Genomic DNA, 20,555 nt, shown 5'->3' with positions numbered 1-20,555 from the left:
GACCGGCTACCGCCTCGGTCCCGCGAAGGCGTAGACCGTGGTGCCGGTGACCGCGAGGGCCAGGGCCGTCCAGGTGCCCGCCGCCGTGCCGGGCGGCAGCAGCATCCAGGTCGCCACCTGCATCGGCGCACTCGTCGGGGGCGGGGCGAAGAACGAGAACGAGAGCCAGGCGAACGGCAGCGTCCACCCGAACTGCCCGCCGGAGAGCGCCGCGCCCAGAGCGGCCAGTCCCATCAGGCCCGCGCTGTCCCGGACGACGAACGCGGCGGTGGTCATGTCCTCGCCCATCGTCTGCACTGCCGGCAGCACCGCGGCGACGACCGCGCCGGCGAGCAGCACGTGCGCCGCTCTGCGGGGCGCCCAGCGGATCGCGGCCGTCCGGTCCAGCGCGAGGTCCTGCCCGCCGAGCCCGATCGAGACCGCCATCGCCCCGGTAGCGAGAACGAGCACGGCCGGCCGCTGATCCCCGGACCCCGCACCGCCGTCCCGGGCGAGCGCCCACACCGCCATCGCGCTGGTCACCACCATGGCGAGCGACGCGGGTACCTGACGCGAGCGCGCGTACAGCGTCAGCCATCTCACCGGGACGCACCGCCGGACAGCACATCGAACGCCTCGCCCTTGCAGGAGAGCGCGGCGGCGCGCATCGCGTTGATCCGCGAGAGCTGCTCGGCCCGCGGAAGCGCCTTGAGTTCCTTCCACACCGGGCGGGCCGCGGCGTCGACCTCGCGGCGCACACCTGCTGACTCCATGCCGGGAAGCGGCCTGAGGTCCCCGAGGACCCAGCCCGCCGCGACGGTCTGCGCGTACTCGTCGTACCCGAAGCCGCTCCAGCCGACGGCAGTGCACCCCGGCACCATGCCTTTGGCGATCAGGGCCCAGGTCAGCTTCTCGCCCTTCGCGGCGGCGATGATCTCGTCGTCGAAGTCGAAGAGCACGGTCTTGCGGGACCACTGCGGCGTGGAGCCCTCCGGCAGTACGGCGGTGTTCTCCCGGACCGAGACCGGCGCCTGGCCGCCCAGGGCGCCGTGCAGCAGGCGCAGTGCCTCCTTACCGGGGCCCGCCAGGTCGGCGAGTCGCGCCTGGTGCGTCTTCGTCACGCACACCGGGCCGTCGCACACCAGCTCCGCGGCGGTCTCGTCGACGACGTACATCCGGCGGGGGTCGGAGGGGAGGACGAGCAGGGCGATCACCGCGCCCGCCAGGACGGGCGTGAGGGCGATCAGCCGGGCGCGCCAGGTCGCGGCGACCAGCAGCGCGAAGCCGGTCGCGGCCATACCGAGCAGCCAGATCGTCTGCCCGACATGCACGGAGGCGGAGAGCGTGAGGAGCACATCGCCCACCTCCTGCACCGCCGGTGACAGCAGGGAGACCCGGTTCGGCTCCGTGATGGGGATCCCCGTTGCCGTGGTCGTCTCCGTCCGGCCCAACGACATGTGCATGAGGGAGGTGAACACGAAGGCCCCCATGGCCAGCGCGGGCGGGGTGAGCACGGACGGCAGGGCCCGCCCGGCCCCCATGCCCAGCACGGCCCCCGCGACGAGGAAGAGTGCCCCCACCAGCGAGATCGGCAGCCATCCGAGGTGCGTGTACTCGGTGTGGGCGAGCACCTGGACCCCGCCCACGAAAACGAGGAGCGCGAAGGCCGAGGCCAGCGTGATCGCCGTCGTCCCCGCCACCGTGGCCGCGCGGTGCCAGGCCGGCCGCGGCGTACTCGTGAGCAGCTCGGACATCTTCGAGCGGTGGTCGCGCAGCCCCTGCAGAGCCCCCAGCGCCACGGCCAGCGGCCACAGGTAGAACAGCAGGGAGCGGGTCCACATCGCCAGGGACGTCCACTGGGCTGTCCACGCCGTGGTGCCCTGCCACCACATGGTGCCCACCAGATACAGGAACGCCAGCGCCGTCGTCAGGACCACGACGCCGGCCCACGGGGCGACGGAGCGTCTCAGCTCGATGCGCAGAATACGGACGTTCACCACATGCCCCTTTCCCGCGCGGGGTCGAGCAGCAGCGCCGAGTAGCCGCGCTCCAGCGGACTGTCGCCCACGTGCTCGGGGCCGCCCGCCGCGGCCAGAGCGTCCGGGGTGCCCTGGAAGACCAGCCGGCCCTCGGCGAAGAGCACCACGTCGGTGCAGGCGGCGGCGACGTCCTCCACCAGGTGGGTCGAGACGAGCACGCAGGTGTCCGTACCCAACTCCTGAAGCAGCTCGCGAAAACGCAGCCGCTGTGCCGGGTCCAGGCCGACCGTCGGCTCGTCCAGCAGCAGGATCGACGGATCGTTGACGATGGCCTGGGCGATGCCGACCCGCCGCACCATGCCGCCCGACAGGGCCTTCATCCGCTCGTCGGCGCGGTCCGCCAGACCGACCCGCTCCACGGCGCGCTGGACCGCCCCGGGGATGTCGGCCTTGGGCACCTCCTTCAGCCACGCCATGTACTCGACGAACTCGCGCACCGTGAAGCGCTTGTAGTAGCCGAACTCCTGCGGCAGATAGCCGATCCGGCGGCGCAGCGCGCGGTGCTCGCCCATGCCGCCCGCGGACTCGCCGAGCAGCTCCAGCGTGCCCTCGGTGGGGCGCAGTACGGTGGCCAGCGTCCGGATGAGGGTGGTCTTGCCCGCCCCGTTGGGGCCGAGCAGACCGTGCACGCCGGTGCCCAGCGACAGGTCGAGCCCGTCGACCGCCATCCGTTTCCTGCCGACCCTGACCTTCAGCCCGGTGGCCTTGATCTGCCAGGCGTAGGCCGTCGGCGCGATGTCGGCCGCGCTCACCGCGGTCCTCATGTGATGTTCCTTTCCGATGGTCATTCATGGGCTCCCAGCACCGAGTACGCGCCCCTGCGGGCGATCAGGACACCGATGCCGAGCGCGAGGACCAGCCCCCACACGGGCAGGCCGCCCGTCTGCAGGGCGAAGGCCGTACGGCTGGCGGCCAGCGTCGGCGCCACGATGACGCCGGCCCACACGGCCACCAGTGCGAGAGCGGCACGGGTCACGCCGATGACACCGCCGAGCGCCAGAGTCGTCGAGGTGAAGGCCAGACAGGGCAGCAGCCACTGTGCGGCCGTCACCCCCGTCACCCATCCGCCCACCAGCAGCGCGGGGACGATCACGGCGAGCACGGACGCGGTCCGCCGCAGCACCAGGTACAGCCCCGCCCTCGGCACGGAGGCCGTCAGCTCGTACGCCGGGTCCAGGCCGCGTGACCAGGACGCCGCGACGCCGAGCACGGGCAGGACCGGGGCGAGCAGCAGCACCAGCGACACGTCACCGAAGCCGGTGCCGGCCAGGTCGAGCAGCAGCGCGAGCAGGGTCACGCTCACGACCATGGCCAGCCACGGCACCATCGTGGGCGTCAGCCACCTCGACAGCCACGCCGACCGGCGCCGTCGGCGCGGCACGGGGGTGGTGGCGGCCAGTTGGGGTTCGAGGCCGGACCACACCGTGCCGACCAGATCCGCCACGGCCGGCACCTGCGCCGCGACGGCGGCCGACAGCCGGTCACGGCACACCCGGCACGCCTCCAGATGGGCCTCCAGGGCCCACACCTCGTCGGCGGCGATGTCCGTATCGCCGCGCGCGTAACCGTCGATGATCCGCATCGACGCGTGCTCCACGCTCATGCCAGCGCCTTCCGCATCGCGATCCGGGCCCGGCGGGCACGGGTCTTGACCGTCCCCTCGGGCAGCCCGAGCAGGACCGCGGTCTCCCGGACGGACAGTCCGTCGAGCACCATGGCCTGCAGTACCTGTCTGAGCTCCGGCGCGAGGCGCCGCAGCGCGTCCCCGACGTCACCGCCGACGGTCGCCGCGAGAGCCTCCTCCTCGGCGGCGGGCGCCACGGGCTGCGCGGCGGCCGCGGGTGGCGGCTCCGCGTGGTGGGCCCGGCGCCGGAACGCGTCGACGAGACGGCGTGCCGCGATCGTCCACAGCCAGCCGACGGCCGTCCCTCCCACCGCGGTTCCGGCGAACGCCCCCGCCGCGCGCCACACCGCCAGATACGTCTCCTGCATGACCTCGGCGACGATCTGCTCGTCCGCGCAGCGACGACGCAGCCGCACCGCCATCCACGGCGACGTACGCCGGTACAGCTCCTCGAACGCCGCCCGGTCACCCCTGGCCACCAGCCGGACGAGACCCTCCTCGTCCATGTCCCCCGGTGCCTTCCTGCCTGATCTCACACCCACTAGACGCCCGGCCCGTACGGCGGGTTTTCCTTCCGGTGTGATCCCCGTCACGGTGGCGGCTCCGGTTGCTTCGGCACGACGGCGTCCCTCCGTCCCCATCGCCTGGGCGAACAAGGTCCGGATCGCCGAAACGGAACGCACGAACGGCCGCGTGCCTCCCGGGGAGACCGAACCCGAAGCCGCCGGTGCCCCTTCACCGGAATGAACCGGAACAGAACCTGCCGGAAGCGTTGACGCGATCGAACCCCGAACCTATCTTCTGGTCGAAGTCCCGCACGCTGTCCAGGATTTCGAACAACCGCAGTCTCGGTCCAGCGAGCCTCGGCCCCACCCCGCGCAGAAACGAGGAACGGCATGGCACGCGCCCTCTCCAGACGGACCCTCCTCCAGGCCGCGCTGCTCGCCACGGCGGCACCGGCGATCACGTACGCCGCGGGCGGCCGGGCAGCGGCCGCGACGCTGCCGGTGCCCGCCGCCTGGGCCCTGCGGCCGTTCGAGCTCAAGGACGTCGGACTCGGGCAGGGCGTCTTCGCCACCAAGCGCCAGCTGATGCTCGACCACGGCCGCGGCTACGACGTGAACCGGCTGCTCCAGGTCTTCCGCGCCAACGCCGGGCTCTCCACCGGCGGCGCCGTCGCGCCCGGCGGCTGGGAGGGCCTGGACGGCGAGGCCAACGGCAACCTGCGCGGCCACTACACCGGCCACTTCCTGACCATGCTGTCGCAGGCGTACGCGAGCACCGGCGACCAGGCGTACGCCGACAAGATCCGGACCATGGTCGGTGCGCTCACCGAGGTCCGCGCGGCGCTGCGCACCGACCCGCGCATGCTCGCCGTCACCGGCAAGTGGGGCGGCGCGCACGAGAACGTCCGGGGCTCGTACCAGTACATCGACCTGCCGGCCGCCGTGCTCGGCGGTGCCCCGGCGATCACCCTGTCGGTCTGGGTGAAGCCCACCCACAACGCCAACTGGCAGCGGATCTTCGACTTCGGCAACAACACCAGCCGGTACATGTACCTGGCCTCCCGCAACGGCAGCGGGATACCGCGCTTCGCCATCACCACCGGCGGGCCGGGCGGGGAACAGGCCCTCAACGGCACCACCGCCCTGCCGCTCAACCAGTGGAGCCACCTGGCGGTCACGATCAGCGGCACCACCGGCACCCTCTACGTCAACGGCACCGCCGTCGCCCGGAACACCTCGATGACGCTCAACCCGGCGGCGCTGGGCACCCTGACGAACAACTGGCTGGGCCGTTCGAACTTCTCCGACGACCCCGTGTTCGCGGGCGCCTTCGACGAGTTCAACGTCTGGTCGCGGGCCCTGACCGCGGCCGAGATCACCTCACTGCAGACCAGCGAGGCCAAGACCTCCTCCGTGGGCCTCGGCAACCTCGCGTCGTACTACTTCTCCACCACCACCGGCGGCACCTGGGGCGACGCCTCCGGGCGCGGCCTGACCGCCACCCTGCGCCGCACCTGGGGCGGGCCCAGCCACCCCGGCTTCCTCGCCGCGTACCCGGAGACGCAGTTCATCCAGCTGGAGTCGATGACCAGCGGTGACTACACGAAGGTGTGGGCGCCGTACTACACCGCGCACAAGATCCTCAAGGGCCTGCTGGACGCCTACCTCGCCACCGACGACGCCCGGGCGCTCGACCTCGCGTCCGGCATGTGCGACTGGATGTACTCCCGGCTGTCCAGGCTGCCCGACTCCACGTTGCAGCGGATGTGGGGCATCTTCTCCAGCGGCGAGTTCGGCGGCATCGTCGAGACGATCATCGACCTGTACTCGATCACCAACAAGGCCGGCCATCTCGCCCTGGCCAAGCTGTTCGACCTGAACAAGCTCATCGACGCCTGTGCCGCGAACACGGACACGCTCGACGGCCTGCACGCCAACCAGCACATCCCGATCATGACCGGCTACGTCCGCCTGTACGACGCGACGGGTGAGACCCGCTACCTCACCGCCGCCAAGAACTTCTGGAACATGGTCGTCCCGAATCGCATGTACGGCATCGGCGGCACCAGCACGGGTGAGTTCTGGCGGGCGCGCGGGGCCATCGCGGGCACGATCAGCGACACCAACGCCGAGACCTGCTGCGCGTACAACCTGCTCAAACTGGGCCGCACGCTGTTCCTCCACGACCAGGACCCCAAGTACATGGAGTACTACGAGCGGGCCCTGTACAACCAGATCCTCGGATCCAAGCAGGACAAGGCCGACGCGGAGAAGCCGCTCGTCACCTACTTCATCGGCCTCAAGCCCGGTCATGTGCGCGACTACACCCCCAAGCAGGGCACGACCTGCTGCGAGGGCACCGGTATGGAGAGCGCCACGAAGTACCAGGACTCGGTGTACTTCAAGAAGACGGACGGCAGCGCGCTGTACGTCAACCTCTACAGCCCGACCACCCTCACCTGGGCCGAGAAGGGCGTCACCGTCACCCAGACCACGAACTATCCGAGGGAGCAGGGCTCGACCCTCACGTTCAGCGGAAGCAGCGCCGCCTTCGAGCTGAAGCTCCGCGTGCCGTCCTGGGCGACGTCGGGCTTCCAGGTGACCGTGAACGGCAGCGCGGTCAGCGGCACTCCGACCGCCGGCAGCTACTTCACCGTGTCCCGTACCTGGCGCGGCGGCGACACCGTGCGCGTCACCATCCCCTTCCGCCTCCGCGTGGAGAAGGCGCTCGACGACCCGTCCCTGCAGACGCTCTTCTACGGCCCGGTCAACCTGGTCGGCCGCAACACGAGCACCAGCTACCTCCAAGTCGGGCTGTACGCCAACGCCGCGCTCACCGGTGACCTGCTGCCCTCTCTGACACCGGTGACGGGCAAGCCGCTCCACTACACGCTGAACGGGACCGAGTTCGCCCCCTTCTACGAGGGAACCGAGGACCCGACCCACGCCTACGTCCGGCGTTCCGAGCCCAGGGTCGTCTTCGGGAAGACCGACTCCGGTGTCGCCAACCCGGCGAAGTCCGACGGCACCACGCTCCTGGACGAGATCTGGGCCGGTGCGCCGTTCAGCAGTAAGAGCGCGCTGGTGACGAGGGTGCAGTCGACGGTGAACTCATGGGTCTCCGGGGGCCGGCTCACCCAGGCCGACGGACAGAAGGTGCTCACCACGGCGCAGAACGCGACATACGCGACCTGACGGCGGCCGGATCCGCCCCTGCGGACGCACCACCTGACGAGGCCGGACCCTTGGCGGGGCGCGCTCGGACACGCGAGCGCGCCCGGTCGTCGTCCGCCCTGACGGGGTCGCGTGGCCGGTCCGGCGAGAGCGGCGCGGACGTAGCCGTCGCCATCGCGCAGACCCGCTCGCGCTCAGCCGGTTCGCCAGGCCGCCTCGAGGGCCGTCCGGTTGGTACGCAGAAGGTCGTCCAGGTCCGTCTCGTAGAGCGAGTCCGGCACGTTGTCGGAGAAGATCTCCAGGACGCACGGGCCGCGGTAGCCGACGCCGTGGGCGGCGTGCAGCAGTCGGCCGACCGGGATGTCGCCGGTGCCGACACCGCGCCGGTCCATCCGCGAGCGGGGTGTGCGCCAGTCGCTGACCTGAAGCAGGAACAGACGGTCCGGGGCGTCGGCGAGGCGGGGGACGAGATCGGGGTCCTGCCACACGTTCCACAGGTCGAGGCAGACGCCCACGTTCTCGCGGCCGACCTCCTCGACGACGTCGAGCGCCTGCCCGTAGGTCCAGATGGCGGTCTCCGCGTTGAGCAGGACGGGGTTGAGGGGCTCCAGCGCGATCCGTACACCGTGGTCGGCGGCGATGTCCGCGAGTTCGCGGTGATGGGTGACGACCTGGCGGATCGCCTCGTGCAGGTTCCCGTCGGGCGCCGGCCCGGTGTTGGTGACGAAGACCGCGCCCGGGGCGAACGGTGCGATCAGTTCCACGCTGCGACGGAAGCGGGCCAGCCGGTCGCGCCGGCCGACGGGCTCCGGCTGGGTCTCGCTGGGGAACACGGTCCGTACAAGGGCCTGGACCGAGCTGATCGGCAGTCCCGTCGCGTCGAACGAGGCGAGTTGCGCCTTGGCGCGGTCACGGTCGTGGTCGAGCTTGGTCTCGCACAGCTCGATCGCTTCGACACCGAGGTCGGCGTAGTGCGTCAGGTCCTCCTCGAAGGACCAGGGCATGGTGGTGAACTGGTTGACGCCGTAGGGGAAGGGGAACGGAGGCGTGGGGCTGTTCATACGAGTACGTCCGTGTCGTTGCTGTCGTCGTTCCTGCTGTCGGTGAGGAAGCCGGTGACCGTCCGGTGGAACTTCTCCGGCTCGTCGAAGGCCGGGGTGTCGCAGGCGAGCTGCGTCTGCAGGGCGGCCAGGGAGGGTTCGTCGTAACAGGTGGCGTGGGCGTGCTTCCAGTCCGGTGCGTAGTACTGGCGGGGCGCCTGCTCGACGTACACCGCGCGGGCCAGGCGGCGGCTGCGGCCTGTGCCGCGGCGACCGGCGTGATCACCTTCCACCACGAGGTGGAGGTGGCGCAGGGCGAGGCGTCACGCTGACCTGGCCATCACATTCAGAACTTCAGGCGTCGAAGGGAAACTTATCCACCGGAAGCCCAAAAACTATGGCAAAGCGGACTGGGGTGCGGGTGGTTGGCCGTGTCATCGTGCGGGCCATGACGACACAGCACCTCCTTGACGATCTGGACGACCGGCCCCGCCTTCCCCTGCGCCCGATGGCGAACAAGGTGCCCGAAGTGACGGCCTTCTTCTGGATCACCAAGGTGCTGACCACCGGCATGGGAGAGACGGCGTCCGACCTCCTGGCCCGTGTGCTCGGCCCGATACCGGCGGTCGCCACCGGCGGTATCGCCCTGGTGGCCTCACTGGCCGTCCAGTTGACCGTCCGTCGGCACGTCGCCTGGGTCTACTGGACCGCCGTCGTCATGGTCAGCGTCTTCGGCACGATGGCGGCCGACGTCCTCCACGTCGGTCTCGGCGTCCCCTACACGGTCTCGACCCCCGCGTTCCTCGCCGTCCTGGCCGCCGTCTTCGTCCTCTGGTACGCGAGCGAGCGCACGCTGTCCATTCACAGCGTCCGGACCCGCCGGCGCGAGACGCTCTACTGGGCGGCCGTCCTGGCCACTTTCGCCCTCGGCACCGCCGCGGGCGATCTCACCGCCACCGCCGGCCTCGGCTACCTGGGCTCGGTCGTCCTCTTCGCGGTCGCGATCTGCGTGCCCGCTCTGGCTCACCGCTTCAGCGGTCTGAACGCGGTGGCCGCCTTCTGGTCCGCATACGTCATCACCCGCCCCCTCGGCGCCTCGCTCGCCGACTGGATGGCGGTGAACCGCTCCCGCGGCGGCCTCGCTCTGGGACTGGAGCCGGTCACCCTGGCGTGGACACTCGCCATCCTGGTCTTCGTCGCCTACCTGGCCACATCGCAGCGTGACAGGCGTGGCCGCACCGCAGCCTGACCGGGTACGACGCCGTGGAGGCGAGCAGGGCCCGCAGCCGCTTGACGGCGAAGCCCGGATGCGAACCAGCTCCCGGCCGTGGTGCGACGAGGCCGGCCGCAAGGCCACAGAGGGTGGTGCTCAGGCGGACTGTCAGGGAGCCGATCCACGACAGGCGCCCAGCGCCGGGGCGACGAGGATGGGCTGGATCCCGGGGGATTCCGCGTCCTGCTGAGCACCGAGAAGACCGCGGAGCGGGGACGCTTCGACGCCGCCCACGAACTCGGACGCCTCGTCACCCGGACCGCCTACGGTCCGGCAGTCCGGCATTCCGGTGCGGCTGGGCAGTGCACGACCCGGGCGGTGCAGCAGTGACAGGTGTGCAAATGCGCGCCATGTCATAATGCGTTTATATTGCAAATTAAAGGAACATATGGACATGTCATGACAGGGTCACGCATCGCAGTGAGAGCAGCCGTCGCCCTGGCGCTGGCCGGGACGCTGGTCATGGCGTGCGGCGCCGACGGTGGCGACTCGAAGCCGTTGACCTGGTCGATGTGGGCCAGCGGCGGTGAGGAACAGCAGGTCTGGCAGGAACTCGCGGACCGTGTGTCCCGCGAAGATCCGCAGCTCACGATCAAGCTTGAGACCTCGTCCTTCGATGACTACTTCGCCAAGCTGAGCACCCGTTTCAGCAGCGGCGATGCGCCCTGCATCGTCTCGATGCAGTCGCTCCGTACCACGGGCTACACCCAGGGCATGCTGCCGCTCGACGATCTGATCGCCAAGAGCAAGTTCGATGTGACGGACTTCGACAAGTCCGTCATGGAGGGGCTGAGTGCCGACGGGAAGCAGTACGCGCTGCCGTACGACGTCGGCCCGGTGATCCTCACGTACAACAGGGACACGTTCCGGAACGCGGGAGTGCCGGAGCCCGAGCCGGGATGGACTCTGGCCGAGTTCGAGTCGGTCGCCCGCAAGCTGACCGGGGAGCGGAGGTACGGGTTCGTCGCGTCGCCTCAGGATGTGTGGATGTTTCCCATGGTGCTGACCAAGACCGGGGCGCAGCCGGCCGACGTGGCGGGCAAACTGCGACTGACCACCCCCGCCATGACCAACGGCGTGCAGTGGTACGCCGACCTGGTGGCCAGGAAGAAGGTCGCCCCCCGCGTGCCCGAGGCTGATCCCCTGTTCGCCGAGAGGGAGTTCCTCAGCGGCAACGTGGCCATGGGCGCCAGCGGTCCGTGGGCGTTGCTGAACCTGAAGAACCAGGCCGGCTTCCGGGTGGGCCTGACCACGATTCCCGCAGGCCCGGACGGCAGCAGGACGTACTCCGCCGGTTCCGGGTTCGGTATCTCCAAGTCCTGCCCGGACCCGGAACGGGCTTTCAAGGCGATCACGCTGATGACCGCCAAGAAGCAACTGGAGTGGCTCGGCGGGGTGGGACGTGCCTATCCGTCACGTGAGTCGGCACAGCATGCGTGGTACGAGAACGCCCGCCTCGCCGGTGCCCGAGAGGTCCTCGAAGCCGCCAACGCCACGGCGATTCCGCTGCGTACGACGAAGCACTGGGAGCGGGTCAACCAACTGCTCAACCAGCATGGGGTCAGCATCTTCAACGGGGCGAGCTCCGCGAAACAGGTTCTGGAGCAGGTGCAAAGTCAGGCCGGGCATTGATCGGTGCGTGAGTGAGCTGAGTGGCGAGTAGACGGAATGGCGGAAGGGGGCTCGGCCGCAGGATGGTCCGGAACCCGGATCCGGGAGGGTCACGACGGCAATGACGGCGGCGATGAGGCCCCGTGAGGAGCTCGCCACCCGGCCGTGAACGGACGGACGGGCGTCAGGCCGGCCCGGAGTCGGACGTGGCTCCGCCGGGTGTGTCAGGGCTGCCGCAGGGGCGGAACGGTGGGTACCTCGATCGCGTTCTCGATGTCCGCCGGGGTCATCCGGAACTCCTCCGGATACGCCTCACGCGTGGTGCGGCGGACAGGCTCGGTGGTGCGCCAGGTGTACAGGCACCGCTCGCACTGGCGGACCAGCCACACCCCCGCCACCGGGGAGGCGGCGAGTGTCCGGACGGCATCGAAGGCGCAGCGGGGGCACGCGGCATGGGTGGTCATGAGGAGAACTCCTTGAGGGGGCCAGGGGAGAGTCGGGTCACCGGGAGGAGGCGGCAGTGCGCAGCTGCTGGAGCCTGGCCGCCCACTCCCGGGTTTCCGGCAGGTCCTTGGCGGGAGTCGAGAAGTTGCCGCGCACGTCGGGAGCGACCGGCGTCGTCGCATCGATGATCATCTTGCTGGTGATGCCGGCGGGCTGGGCCGCGGGCGCGAGCTCGACGACGGAGAGGTTGGGCACGACGACGACGTCCTCCCGGGGGTCGACCTTCGCGGACATCGCCCACATCACCTGCGGGAGATCGAAGGGATCCACGTCCTCGTCGACGACGATCACCTGACTGACGTAGCCCAGACCGTGCCGCGTGGTCATGGCGCGCATGCCGACGGCCTTGGCGAAGCCGCCGAATCGCTTCGCCGTGGAGATGATCACCAGCATGCCGTGCGTGTACATCGCGTTCACCGCCTGCACCTCGGGAAACTCCGCACGCAACTGCTTGAGCAGCGGGACACAGGTGTTGGGTCCCACCAGGTAGTCGACCTCGGTCCACGGCTTGCCCAGGTACAGGGACTCGAACACCGGGTTCGTGCGGTACGAGACGCGGTCGACGCGGATGACGGGCATCCGTCGGCCCCCGGAGTAGTGGCCGGTGAACTCGCCGAAGGGCCCCTCGATCTGCCGCTTCCGCGACTCGATCACCCCTTCGATGACGACCTCGCTGCCCCACGGCACGTCGAAGCCGGTCAGAGGGGACGTGGCGATGGGCGCGGGTGCTCCGCGCAGGGCCCCGGCCATCTCGTACTCGCTCTGGTCGTACGCCATGGGCATGCCGGACACGATCGCCATCACGGGGTCGTTGCCCAGGGTGATGGCGACGGGCAGGTCCTCGCCCTTCTCCTCGGCCTTGTGCAGGTGCAGAGCGACGTCGTGCACGGGGACCGGCTGGAACGCGAGCCGGTCGGGGCCGATGACCTGGATGCGGTACGTGCCCACGTTCTGCTTCCCGAAGTCGTCGGGCGCCTCCGGGTCCCGGGAGACGACCGCGGCCTTGTCGAGGTAGAAGCCGCCGTCGCCGTCGTTGAGACGGAACAGGGGCAGCACGGAGAACAGGTCGACGTCCCCGCCCGCCTGGGTGTTCTCGCGCCAGGGGGCGTCCTCGCGGCGCTCGGGCGCGATGGGAAAGTCGTCCCAGCGCGAGGCGAAGATCTCCACCTGCTCCTTGACCGGGGTGTGCTTGGGCAGCCCCAGGGCCAGGGCGTGGTTGGTCCAGGAGCCGTGCACGTTCAGCGCGATACGGGCGTCCGTGAAGCCCTTGACGTTGTCGAAGTACAGGGCCGGCGCACCCTCGCCGATCCGGCCGGCGGCGTTCGCGGCGGCGGCCAGATCGGGCTCGGGGAGCACCTCGTCGGAGACACGCAGCAGTTGACCCTCCGCGTCGAGAGCGGCGAGGAAGCTGCGCAGATCGTCGTATGCCATGAGGGATGTCCTTTTGTGCGAGGTGTGGGCCGCATGATGGGTGGCGGTCAGGCGGCGGACCGCCCGACATCGGCACGGGCCGTGCGCATGCCCTCCCAGCGCCTGGCCGCCGGCGCGGGCAGGTCGAACTGGTCGAGGACGCGGGCGGTGATGTGGTCGACGATGTCGTCGACGGAGGCCGGGTGGTTGTAGAAGGCCGGCATGGGCGGCACCATCCGCACCCCCATGCGGCTCAGGCCGAGCATGTTCTCCAGGTGGATTTCGCTCAGCGGCGTCTCACGAGGAACGAGGACCAGCCTGCGACGTTCCTTGAGGACCACGTCGGCCGCACGGGCCACCAAGCCCTCCGCGTACCCGGCGCGGATCCCGGCCAGCGTCTTCATCGAGCAGGGCGCGATCACCATGCCGTCCGTCCGGAACGAACCCGAGGAGATGGTGGCGCCCTGGTCGTCGGGCTTGTGCGTGACGTCGGCCAGCGCGCTCACGTCCGCGACCGACAGACCCGTCTCCAGTTCGAGGGTGCTGCGCGCCCACCGGGAGAGAACCAGATGGGTCTCCACGTCCTCGAGCCCGCGCAGGTGCTCCAGGAGCCGTACCCCGAAAATCGCCCCGGTCGCTCCGGTCATGCCGACGATCAGTCGCACCGTTCCCCTCCTCAAGCCATATGGGCTGCGCCTTTCGGGACCGGCGCCGCTCTTTCGAACCTAGGTGGTCCATCAGGACGAGCCTGGGTACGCTCTGGACTCACGATGGGGAAAAACGGACACCTTGCTGTCAGGGATCTCCGGTACACGGCGGCGGTCGGAGCACCAGCGGGCGTCGAGGTGGGGGAGCTCGGCGGGCTCTTCGCGCGCGCCCGGCGCCATGGCAACGATCCCCACGCCTTCCTGCGCCCGGCCTTCCACCAACTGATCGCCGTACGCGAACGGTCCCTGCACCTGACGGTGGACTTCGTCGAGCACGAACTGCCGCCCGGCGCCTGGCTGTGGATCCGCCCCGGACAGGTGCAGCGGTTCGGGAGGGACCTGTCGGCCGCGGACGGCACGATCGTGGTCTTCCAGCCGGGGTTCCTGCCGCCCTCGACCCTCGCGGCGGCCGACCTGGGCCCCCCTTACCAGCAGGCGCCGGTGCGGCCCTCGGGCCAGGACGCGCGGGCGCTGCGCCTGGGGCTGGACCATTTGGCTTTCGAGTTCGCCGCGATGTCCTCGATGCCGCTCGCCTCCCACGTCGAGGTGCTCCGGCATCTGGTGTCCGTACTGATCCTGCGCCTGGCCAAGGTGACGGGCGGCTCGACCGCACCAGGCCCGGCGGCCGAGGTGTTCCGGCGCCTGTTCGAAGCGGTGGAACGCGACCACATGGTGACGCGTCGGGTCGGGGACTACGCGGCCGCGCTGGGTTACAGTCCGCGCACCCTGTCCCGCGCCACCCTGGCGGCCACCGGGATGAGCGCGAAGAAGTACATCGACGAACGCGTCCTGCTGGAAGCCAAGCGCCTCCTGCTGCACAGCGATCTCGCAGCGAAGAACGTGGCGGCGGAGCTCGGCTTCGCCGATCCGAGCGACTTCACCAAGTTCTTCCGGCTGCGCACGGGGACGACGCCCGGAGAGTTCCGGATGCGGGCAACCGACAGTGCCTGAACGGTCCTACGCCGACGGCCGAACCGTGGTGCGCCGCTCCACCGGCGTGGGGGAGGGTTTGGCCTGTACCGACGGTTTGCCGCGGTCTGCGCTCCGCTCGAGCAGTAGACGCGCGGCGTTCCGGCCGATCTCCCGGCCCGCCTGGTCGACGCTCGTCAGGGAGATCGGACCCAGTGCGGCGAAGGCCGTGTGGTCCCGCGAGGGCGTGGCTCAGCCAAGACCCGAGGCCTGTACGACCTCCTGAGCCCGGCGCCCAGGAGACTCGACCTTGAGCAGGACGGGATCCGGACTTCTCGCCGGTACAGGTAGGCGTGACGGACTTCCGCGTCGTTCGCCGGGAGGTCGGCTCGGCGGTACAGGGCAGGCGGAGGTAGGCGCACAGGACGTCGATACAGGTCTGGCGTAACTCTCGGGTGGGGCATCGTCAGCGAGGTCGGCCAGGGCGTGGACGACGCCGAGGTGTACAGCCGTGCATTCGTTGCAGAGCTGGGAGCCGGCGGTGGTGAAGCGTTCGGTGTGCACGCGGGTGGTCGGACAGGTCCGCCGCGCACGATACGAAGACGCCGAGCGCTACTGAGCGACCAGCGAGTTGTAGAGCTCGGTCAACTTGGTCTCGAAGGGAGGTGCACCGAGTTCCCGGGCGGCAGGCACCACCCGCTCCCGAAGAAAGCGGTCGTGATGTTCCGCGGACTCCCAGACGTCGACGACCTGCCAGCCGCCTCCCTCCAGGGGTGCCGCATAGTGAGCGATCATCCCGCTCGGCAGGTCGTTGCGGTCCGGGATGACCCGGTCGATGGTGGCCTGGTAGAGCTCCTGGTTCCAGTCAGGGCTGTAGTGATATCCAAGGATGGGCATGTGGCAGTGCTCCTTCGCGCTCATGGGGCTTTGATCACGACGCTAGGTCCCGGGCCTCATGGCGGCGACCGGCAATGCGCCATCCGGTACGCCGCGCTGCCTGCCGACGACCGACACCGCTGAGTGACCGCGAGCCCGTCGCCGCGAGCCAGGGGAGGCTCGACCCACACCCCTGGAGCAGTTCGTACGCCTTGACCAAGCAGGTGCTGGAGGACGTCGGTCCCCCGGCCCTACCGCGAGAGCTTCGCCTGGCAACAGGCCCTCGCCGACCTCGTCGCGGTCGGCAGACTCACCCGCACCTGCCGGCCGCAGACCAACGGCAGAGTCGAACGCTTCGACCGCACCCGGCTCGACGAATGGCCTACCAGCGCCCCTACGCCGGCAACACCGAACGCACCCCAGCCCTGGCAGACTTCCGGCACACCTACAACCACCACCGCTGCCACACCGCGCTCGGAGGCCAACCACCCCTCACCCGCGTCAACAACTTCACGGCTCAATACACATCTTCCGCAGCAGCTGTTCCATGCGCCCGTCCGGCCCGCCGTGGGTGTTCTGGAAGGTGTAGAAGTCGCGGAGGGCCAGGTCGCTTTCCTTGCGTAGCCCGGGCGTGGAGGAGCGGCGATCGCGGACCCAAAGTCGGTTCCGAAACTCCCGCTTCCATCTGTGGGTTTCGTACGGTCTGAGGCGGCGCGGTCAGGCGATCCCGGTGCCGCGCAGCAGCAGCAACGCCACGTCCGCCACCGCCACCGCGACCGCTGCCGCGAACGCCGCCCGCTCCCAGCGGCGTCCCAGCACCGTTCCCGTCACCGCGACCAGAGCGGTCACCACGAGCACTGCCAATCCCCACCTGCCAGGCGGCCCGGCCGGCCCCAGCACCAGAACCGCGGATGCGGCCACAAGAGGTACCGGCAGCAGCAGCCGCGCGCCGTCGGGGCCCAGCCGGTGCGGCCATCCCCGTACGCCCGTCGCCAGATCGCCACGGATGTCCGGCAGTACGTCACCCAGATGGGCTCCGACCCCCAAGAGCGCCCCGGCGGTGACGACCCACCAGGCCGGCCACGGCTGCCCCGGCAGCCCCAGCGCCACGAATGCCGGGAGCGCGGCGAAACCCACCGCGTACGGTGCCCAGGACCATGCAGTTGCCTTGAGCCGCAGGTCGTACGCCCACGCCGCCCCTACTCCGGCCAGGTGAACGGCGCCCGCCCGCAGGCCACAGGCGAGCGAGAGCGGCACGCACAGCGCCAGCGCGGCATACGCGGCCACCCACACCTCCGTCACACCGACCGCGCCGTCGACGACGGGTTTGCCATGGCGGCCGGCGGCGATGTCCCGGCGTGCGTCGAACGCGTCGTTGCACCAGCCGACGGACAACTGCCCGGTCAGAACGGCGGCGCCGGTCAGCACACATCGCGCGGCGCCCTGGCCGGCGGTCACGGCGAGCGCGGCCATCAAGGCGGTGACCGCCACGACAGGCCCGGGGTGGCACGACCCGGCCAGACCAGCCAACCGGACGGCCCAACTCGCCTCGGGGCCGCCGGTCGTCGACTGCTCGGGAGTGCCCACCCGGCCGATCGTAGGCGCCCGGGCCCCACCCGGCCGGCACACACGCTCTGCGGGGCGCACCGCCGGACGGGCGATCCATGGTGTCGAAGTCCCGGTCCGGGGAACACGTGGGGAGCAACTCACCCGAGTTGGTAACCGGATGGGAACCATATGACGCGGATCGCCGCCGTTCACGGTGCCCTCGCACCGCACCGCCGCGCCCAGTCCGAGATCACTGACATGATCGCCCGCACCTGTCTGCCCGAGGGCACCGACCGCCGGGTCCTGGACCGGCTGCACCGCAGCGTGAAGGTCAGCTCGCGTCACATGACGCTGCCGCTCGAACGGTACGGGGAACTGGACGGATTCGGCGCCGCCAACGACGCCTTCATCGGCGCCGCCACCGACCTGGGCGCCGAGGCCGTCCGGGGCGCACTGCACTCCGCCGGCCTGACCGCCGCCGAAGTGGACCTGCTGATCTTCACCTCTGTCACCGGCATCGCCACCCCCTCGATCGACGCACGGCTGGTCGGCCGACTCGGACTGCGGCCGGACGTCACACGGCTGCCCCTGTTCGGCCTGGGCTGTGCCGGTGGCGCCGCCGGTCTGGCCCGTATGCACGACTACCTGCTGGGCCGGCCCGACCACGTGGCGGTGCTGCTGTCGGTCGAACTGTGCTCGCTCACCTTCCAGCGCAACGACGCCTCCATGGCCAACCTGGTCGCCAGCGGGCTGTTCGGCGACGGCGCCGCCGCGGTCGTCGCGTGCGGCGCGAACCGCCCGGGCCGCCCGGATGAGACCGCCGGCCCGACGATCGCGGACACCCGCAGCCACCTGTACCCGGACACCGGGCGCGTCATGGGCTGGGACATCAAGGACACCGGCTTCCAGGTCGTCCTCGACCCGCGGGTCCCCGATGTGGTGCGCCGTTACCTCGCCGATGACGTCGAGGGGTTCCTCGGCGACCATGGGATCAAGCCGAAGGACGTGACCGCCTGGGTGTGCCACCCCGGCGGCCCCAAGGTCCTGGAGGCCGTTACGGAGGCCCTCGACCTGCCCGACGACGCCCTCGATGTGACCTGGCGTCATCTGGCCGACGTGGGCAACCTGTCCTCGTCATCGGTACTCCACGTACTGCGCGACACCCTGGCCCAACGCCGCCCGCCGCCGGGCACACCGGGCGTGCTGCTGGCCATGGGTCCTGGCTTCGCCTGCGAACTCGTCCTGCTCCGCTGGTAGTTCGGACACCGTCGAAGGACACGAAGGACACATGATCTGGTACGGACTGCTGGTGGCCGCCGTCGCCGGCGAGCGCGTCGCCGAACTCGTCGTCGCCCGCCGCAACGAACGGTGGAGCACCGCCCGCGGCGCGACCGTGACCGGGCAGGGCCACTACCCGGCGATGGTCGCCCTCCACACCGGCCTGCTGATCGCCTGCCCGGCCGAGGTGTGGCTGGCCGGCCGCCCCTTCGTACCCGCCCTGGCCTGGCCGATGCTGGCCGTGCTGGCGGCCTCCCAGGCACTGCGGTGGTGGTGTATCCACACCCTGGGACCCCGCTGGAACACCCGGGTGATCGTCGTACCCGGCCTGCCGCTGGTGACCGGCGGCCCCTACCGGTGGCGGTGGGTGCGGCACCCGAACTACGTGGCCGTGGTCGCCGAGGGCGTGGCCCTGCCCCTGGTGCACACCGCCTGGGTCACCGCGGCCGTGTTCACCGTACTCAACGCCGCCCTGCTCACCGTGCGCATCCGCTGCGAGAACCGGGCGCTGGCCGCTGCGACCACGCCGACCGCACAAGCTCCGGCGTGATCGACGTACTGGTGGCCGGCGGCGGACCGGCAGGTCTGGCCGCCGCTATCCACGCCGCGCTCGCCGGCCTGGAGGCCGTCGTCGTCGAACCCCGGACCACGCCCGTGGACAAAGCCTGCGGAGAAGGCGTCATGCCCGGCGGTGTCGCCGCGCTGCGGGCACTGGGCGTCGAGGCCAGTGGCCGCGAACTGCTCGGCATCCGCTACGTGGACGGCAGCACCCGCGCCGAAGCGTCCTTCCGCGGCCACGGCGGGCTGGGGATCCGCCGTACGACGCTGCACTCTGCCTTGCACGAGCGCGCTCTCGGCCTCGGCGTGCGCATGCTGCCGGGCAAGGTCGGCGAGGTGCGCCAGAGCGCGGACACGGTCACCGCCGCCGGGACCACGGCCCGTTGGCTGATCGCCGCCGACGGCCTGCACTCCCCGGTGCGCCGCGGCCTGGGTCTGGAACTGCCGGGCCGCCCCCACGGCCGCTACGGCCTGCGCCGGCACTACCGCGTCGAACCGTGGACGGACTTCGTGGAGGTCCACTGGTCCCGGCACGGCGAAGCCTATGTGACACCGGTCGGCGACGACTTGGTGGGCGTCGCGGTCCTCAGCCGCCGCCGTCGCGGATACGACGAGCACCTGGCCGGCTTCCCGGCCCTCACCGCCTCGCTGCACGGCCCGGCCGCGACGGAGGTACGCGGCGCCGGACCACTGCGGCAACGGGTGCGGCGCAGAACCGCCGGCCGTGTCCTGCTCGTCGGCGACGCCGCGGGCTACCTGGACGCCCTCACCGGCGAGGGCATCGCCCTCGCGCTGGCGACGGCCGGGGCCGCTGTCCACTGCCTGGCCGCCGGGCGACCGGACGCATATGAGCGCGCCTGGACCCGGCTGACCCGGCGCCACCGACTGCTGACCGGGGCCCTGCTGGCCGCGAGCCGCCGTCCCGGCACCGCCCGCCTCATCGTCCCCCTAGCGTCCCGGATGCCCCCGGTGTTCTCCGCCGCGGTCCACGCACTGCAGTAGTGGCCGATTCCCCACCGCGGCAGGACTCCTGCCGACGGGTCCGAAGTTTCTCCGGCAGTTCAACCACCACGTCGGATCGGGTGAATCGGCCGATTCCGGCTTCTCTGTCGGATCTTGACCACCTGAAGATCACCAGCAACATCCAGGATCGCCGACGGACCCGGAATGCCCGACGTCGACAACCTCCCTCGCGTAGTCGACGGACTGCCATGTCTGAGTGACCGCGGGCCGCAGCCCTCCCGGTATGGGCCCAAGTGCCGTGCAGCGCACCGGATATGCGCGTCCCGCCGCGCTTTGACACCGTCCACATTCTGAGACTTTGCGGCTTCGGGCCACCTGTCGCACCGCGCGAGGGCTACGCTGCTGTACAGGCGTCCCAGACCCCGGCGGCTTGTCGTTTCACGACACAGATGGCTGCGGGGAGCGGACCTTTCGTCCGTCACCCGGCGCATCCCTGGAGGGAACCGGGTGGGTCCCCTGTCCTGTTGCACAGGCCCTCGGACCGGCCGTCGTTCCG

The 20,555-nt window shown here is 70.6% G+C and carries 20 protein-coding genes and 1 pseudogene; 8 read left to right on the top strand and 13 right to left on the bottom strand.

Annotated features, from left to right (window positions below; all coding sequences use genetic code 11):
• Positions 1 to 6: 6 nt before the first annotated feature.
• The 5 genes from IO24_RS0134045 to IO24_RS0134025 are packed head-to-tail and all read right to left on the bottom strand — an operon-like array spanning position 7 to position 4,148.
• Positions 7 to 582 carry a hypothetical protein gene (locus IO24_RS0134045; protein WP_031142620.1) on the bottom strand — a complete coding sequence of 192 codons (576 nt, stop codon included), beginning with the start codon at positions 580 to 582 and terminating at the stop codon, positions 7 to 9.
• Positions 579 to 1,976 (bottom strand): hypothetical protein, encoded by a 1,398-nt coding sequence (locus IO24_RS0134040; RefSeq protein WP_031142617.1) that lies wholly within the window; start codon positions 1,974 to 1,976, stop codon positions 579 to 581. The genes IO24_RS0134045 and IO24_RS0134040 overlap by 4 nt, the downstream gene beginning before the upstream one ends.
• Complete coding sequence (locus tag IO24_RS0134035; protein WP_031142614.1) at positions 1,973 to 2,806, bottom strand: ABC transporter ATP-binding protein; 834 nt, start codon at positions 2,804 to 2,806, stop codon at positions 1,973 to 1,975. The genes IO24_RS0134040 and IO24_RS0134035 overlap by 4 nt, the downstream gene beginning before the upstream one ends.
• Positions 2,803 to 3,621: a hypothetical protein gene (locus tag IO24_RS0134030; protein WP_031142611.1), complete on the bottom strand. Its 819-nt coding sequence runs from the start codon at positions 3,619 to 3,621 to the stop codon at positions 2,803 to 2,805. Before IO24_RS0134030 ends, IO24_RS0134035 begins: the two co-directional genes overlap by 4 nt.
• Positions 3,618 to 4,148 (bottom strand): RNA polymerase sigma factor, encoded by a 531-nt coding sequence (locus IO24_RS0134025; RefSeq protein WP_420823239.1) that lies wholly within the window; start codon positions 4,146 to 4,148, stop codon positions 3,618 to 3,620. Before IO24_RS0134025 ends, IO24_RS0134030 begins: the two co-directional genes overlap by 4 nt.
• Positions 4,149 to 4,538: 390 nt before the next feature.
• On the opposite strand from IO24_RS0134025, the gene IO24_RS0134020 reads away from it, so the two are divergent.
• Positions 4,539 to 7,343 (top strand): beta-L-arabinofuranosidase domain-containing protein, encoded by a 2,805-nt coding sequence (locus IO24_RS0134020; protein ID WP_031142606.1) that lies wholly within the window; start codon positions 4,539 to 4,541, stop codon positions 7,341 to 7,343.
• Positions 7,344 to 7,516: 173 nt separating this feature from the next.
• Here the strand turns inward: IO24_RS0134020 and IO24_RS0134015 are convergent, their stop codons facing one another.
• Both IO24_RS0134015 and IO24_RS45330 read right to left on the bottom strand, forming a co-directional pair.
• The gene (locus IO24_RS0134015) at positions 7,517 to 8,383 is read right to left on the bottom strand and encodes a sugar phosphate isomerase/epimerase family protein (RefSeq protein WP_031142604.1); all 867 of its coding nucleotides are present in this window, start codon (positions 8,381 to 8,383) and stop codon (positions 7,517 to 7,519) included.
• On the bottom strand, positions 8,380 to 8,658 hold the full coding sequence (locus IO24_RS45330; RefSeq protein WP_031142602.1) for a hypothetical protein: 279 nt from the start codon (positions 8,656 to 8,658) through the stop codon (positions 8,380 to 8,382). Before IO24_RS45330 ends, IO24_RS0134015 begins: the two co-directional genes overlap by 4 nt.
• A 152-nt stretch (positions 8,659 to 8,810) precedes the next feature.
• Here IO24_RS45330 and IO24_RS0134005 point away from each other — a divergent pair, with 152 nt between their 5' ends.
• Positions 8,811 to 9,611 (top strand): COG4705 family protein, encoded by an 801-nt coding sequence (locus tag IO24_RS0134005; RefSeq protein WP_031142601.1) that lies wholly within the window; start codon positions 8,811 to 8,813, stop codon positions 9,609 to 9,611.
• Between the two features lie 423 nt (positions 9,612 to 10,034).
• The gene (locus tag IO24_RS0134000; protein WP_078899462.1) at positions 10,035 to 11,267 is read left to right on the top strand and encodes an ABC transporter substrate-binding protein; all 1,233 of its coding nucleotides are present in this window, start codon (positions 10,035 to 10,037) and stop codon (positions 11,265 to 11,267) included.
• Positions 11,268 to 11,470: 203 nt separating this feature from the next.
• Here the strand turns inward: IO24_RS0134000 and IO24_RS0133995 are convergent, their stop codons facing one another.
• Genes IO24_RS0133995 through IO24_RS0133985 form a run of 3 tightly spaced genes read right to left on the bottom strand, consistent with a single transcriptional unit; the run spans position 11,471 to position 13,825 of the window.
• Positions 11,471 to 11,710, bottom strand: coding sequence for a non-oxidative hydroxyarylic acid decarboxylases subunit D (locus IO24_RS0133995; protein ID WP_031142597.1), 240 nt, complete (start codon positions 11,708 to 11,710; stop codon positions 11,471 to 11,473).
• A 37-nt stretch (positions 11,711 to 11,747) separates the two neighbouring features.
• Positions 11,748 to 13,181 carry a non-oxidative hydroxyarylic acid decarboxylases subunit C gene (locus tag IO24_RS0133990; RefSeq protein WP_031142594.1) on the bottom strand — a complete coding sequence of 478 codons (1,434 nt, stop codon included), beginning with the start codon at positions 13,179 to 13,181 and terminating at the stop codon, positions 11,748 to 11,750.
• 47 nt (positions 13,182 to 13,228) lie between these two features.
• Positions 13,229 to 13,825 carry a non-oxidative hydroxyarylic acid decarboxylases subunit B gene (locus tag IO24_RS0133985; RefSeq protein ID WP_031142593.1) on the bottom strand — a complete coding sequence of 199 codons (597 nt, stop codon included), beginning with the start codon at positions 13,823 to 13,825 and terminating at the stop codon, positions 13,229 to 13,231.
• A gap of 180 nt (positions 13,826 to 14,005) precedes the next feature.
• Here IO24_RS0133985 and IO24_RS0133980 point away from each other — a divergent pair, with 180 nt between their 5' ends.
• On the top strand, positions 14,006 to 14,818 hold the full coding sequence (locus IO24_RS0133980; RefSeq protein ID WP_338055602.1) for a helix-turn-helix domain-containing protein: 813 nt from the start codon (positions 14,006 to 14,008) through the stop codon (positions 14,816 to 14,818).
• A 6-nt stretch (positions 14,819 to 14,824) separates the two neighbouring features.
• On the opposite strand, the gene IO24_RS43645 is transcribed toward IO24_RS0133980, so the two are convergent.
• Complete coding sequence (locus tag IO24_RS43645; protein WP_078899464.1) at positions 14,825 to 14,992, bottom strand: substrate-binding domain-containing protein; 168 nt, start codon at positions 14,990 to 14,992, stop codon at positions 14,825 to 14,827.
• A gap of 396 nt (positions 14,993 to 15,388) precedes the next feature.
• Entirely contained in the window at positions 15,389 to 15,673 is a 285-nt protein-coding gene (locus tag IO24_RS0133975) for a hypothetical protein (protein ID WP_031142589.1), read from the bottom strand.
• A gap of 291 nt (positions 15,674 to 15,964) precedes the next feature.
• Here IO24_RS0133975 and IO24_RS43640 point away from each other — a divergent pair.
• Positions 15,965 to 16,176: pseudogene (locus IO24_RS43640) on the top strand (integrase core domain-containing protein); the annotation flags it as partial.
• Between the two features lie 193 nt (positions 16,177 to 16,369).
• On the opposite strand, the gene IO24_RS0133970 reads toward IO24_RS43640, so the two are convergent.
• Positions 16,370 to 17,239, bottom strand: coding sequence for a UbiA family prenyltransferase (locus IO24_RS0133970; protein ID WP_031142587.1), 870 nt, complete (start codon positions 17,237 to 17,239; stop codon positions 16,370 to 16,372).
• 150 nt (positions 17,240 to 17,389) lie between these two features.
• On the opposite strand from IO24_RS0133970, the gene IO24_RS0133965 reads away from it, so the two are divergent.
• From IO24_RS0133965 to IO24_RS0133955, 3 genes are read left to right on the top strand one after another with little or no spacing between them, the layout of a single operon-like run.
• Positions 17,390 to 18,457 (top strand): type III polyketide synthase, encoded by a 1,068-nt coding sequence (locus tag IO24_RS0133965; RefSeq protein ID WP_031142585.1) that lies wholly within the window; start codon positions 17,390 to 17,392, stop codon positions 18,455 to 18,457.
• A 31-nt stretch (positions 18,458 to 18,488) separates the two neighbouring features.
• Positions 18,489 to 19,028, top strand: coding sequence for an isoprenylcysteine carboxyl methyltransferase family protein (locus tag IO24_RS0133960; protein ID WP_031142583.1), 540 nt, complete (start codon positions 18,489 to 18,491; stop codon positions 19,026 to 19,028).
• Complete coding sequence (locus IO24_RS0133955; protein WP_031142581.1) at positions 19,025 to 20,038, top strand: NAD(P)/FAD-dependent oxidoreductase; 1,014 nt, start codon at positions 19,025 to 19,027, stop codon at positions 20,036 to 20,038. Before IO24_RS0133960 ends, IO24_RS0133955 begins: the two co-directional genes overlap by 4 nt.
• Positions 20,039 to 20,555: the final 517 nt, after the last annotated feature.

The sequence above is a fragment of the Streptomyces flavovariabilis genome, from assembly GCF_000725785.1.
GTDB lineage: Bacteria > Actinomycetota > Actinomycetes > Streptomycetales > Streptomycetaceae > Streptomyces > Streptomyces hawaiiensis.
This window is presented reverse-complemented; position numbering and strand designations above follow the sequence as displayed.

Coding starts and splice junctions, on each gene's coding strand:
- IO24_RS0134035 (WP_031142614.1), bottom strand. CDS start 2,806: ATGACCATCGGAAAGGAACATCACATGAGGACCGCGGTGAGCGCGGCC.
- IO24_RS0134030 (WP_031142611.1), bottom strand. CDS start 3,621: ATGAGCGTGGAGCACGCGTCGATGCGGATCATCGACGGTTACGCGCGC.
- IO24_RS0134025 (WP_420823239.1), bottom strand. CDS start 4,148: ATGGACGAGGAGGGTCTCGTCCGGCTGGTGGCCAGGGGTGACCGGGCG.
- IO24_RS0134020 (WP_031142606.1), top strand. CDS start 4,539: ATGGCACGCGCCCTCTCCAGACGGACCCTCCTCCAGGCCGCGCTGCTC.
- IO24_RS0134015 (WP_031142604.1), bottom strand. CDS start 8,383: ATGAACAGCCCCACGCCTCCGTTCCCCTTCCCCTACGGCGTCAACCAG.
- IO24_RS0134005 (WP_031142601.1), top strand. CDS start 8,811: ATGACGACACAGCACCTCCTTGACGATCTGGACGACCGGCCCCGCCTT.
- IO24_RS0134000 (WP_078899462.1), top strand. CDS start 10,035: ATGACAGGGTCACGCATCGCAGTGAGAGCAGCCGTCGCCCTGGCGCTG.
- IO24_RS0133995 (WP_031142597.1), bottom strand. CDS start 11,710: ATGACCACCCATGCCGCGTGCCCCCGCTGCGCCTTCGATGCCGTCCGG.
- IO24_RS0133990 (WP_031142594.1), bottom strand. CDS start 13,181: ATGGCATACGACGATCTGCGCAGCTTCCTCGCCGCTCTCGACGCGGAG.
- IO24_RS0133975 (WP_031142589.1), bottom strand. CDS start 15,673: ATGCCCATCCTTGGATATCACTACAGCCCTGACTGGAACCAGGAGCTC.
- IO24_RS0133965 (WP_031142585.1), top strand. CDS start 17,390: ATGACGCGGATCGCCGCCGTTCACGGTGCCCTCGCACCGCACCGCCGC.
- IO24_RS0133960 (WP_031142583.1), top strand. CDS start 18,489: ATGATCTGGTACGGACTGCTGGTGGCCGCCGTCGCCGGCGAGCGCGTC.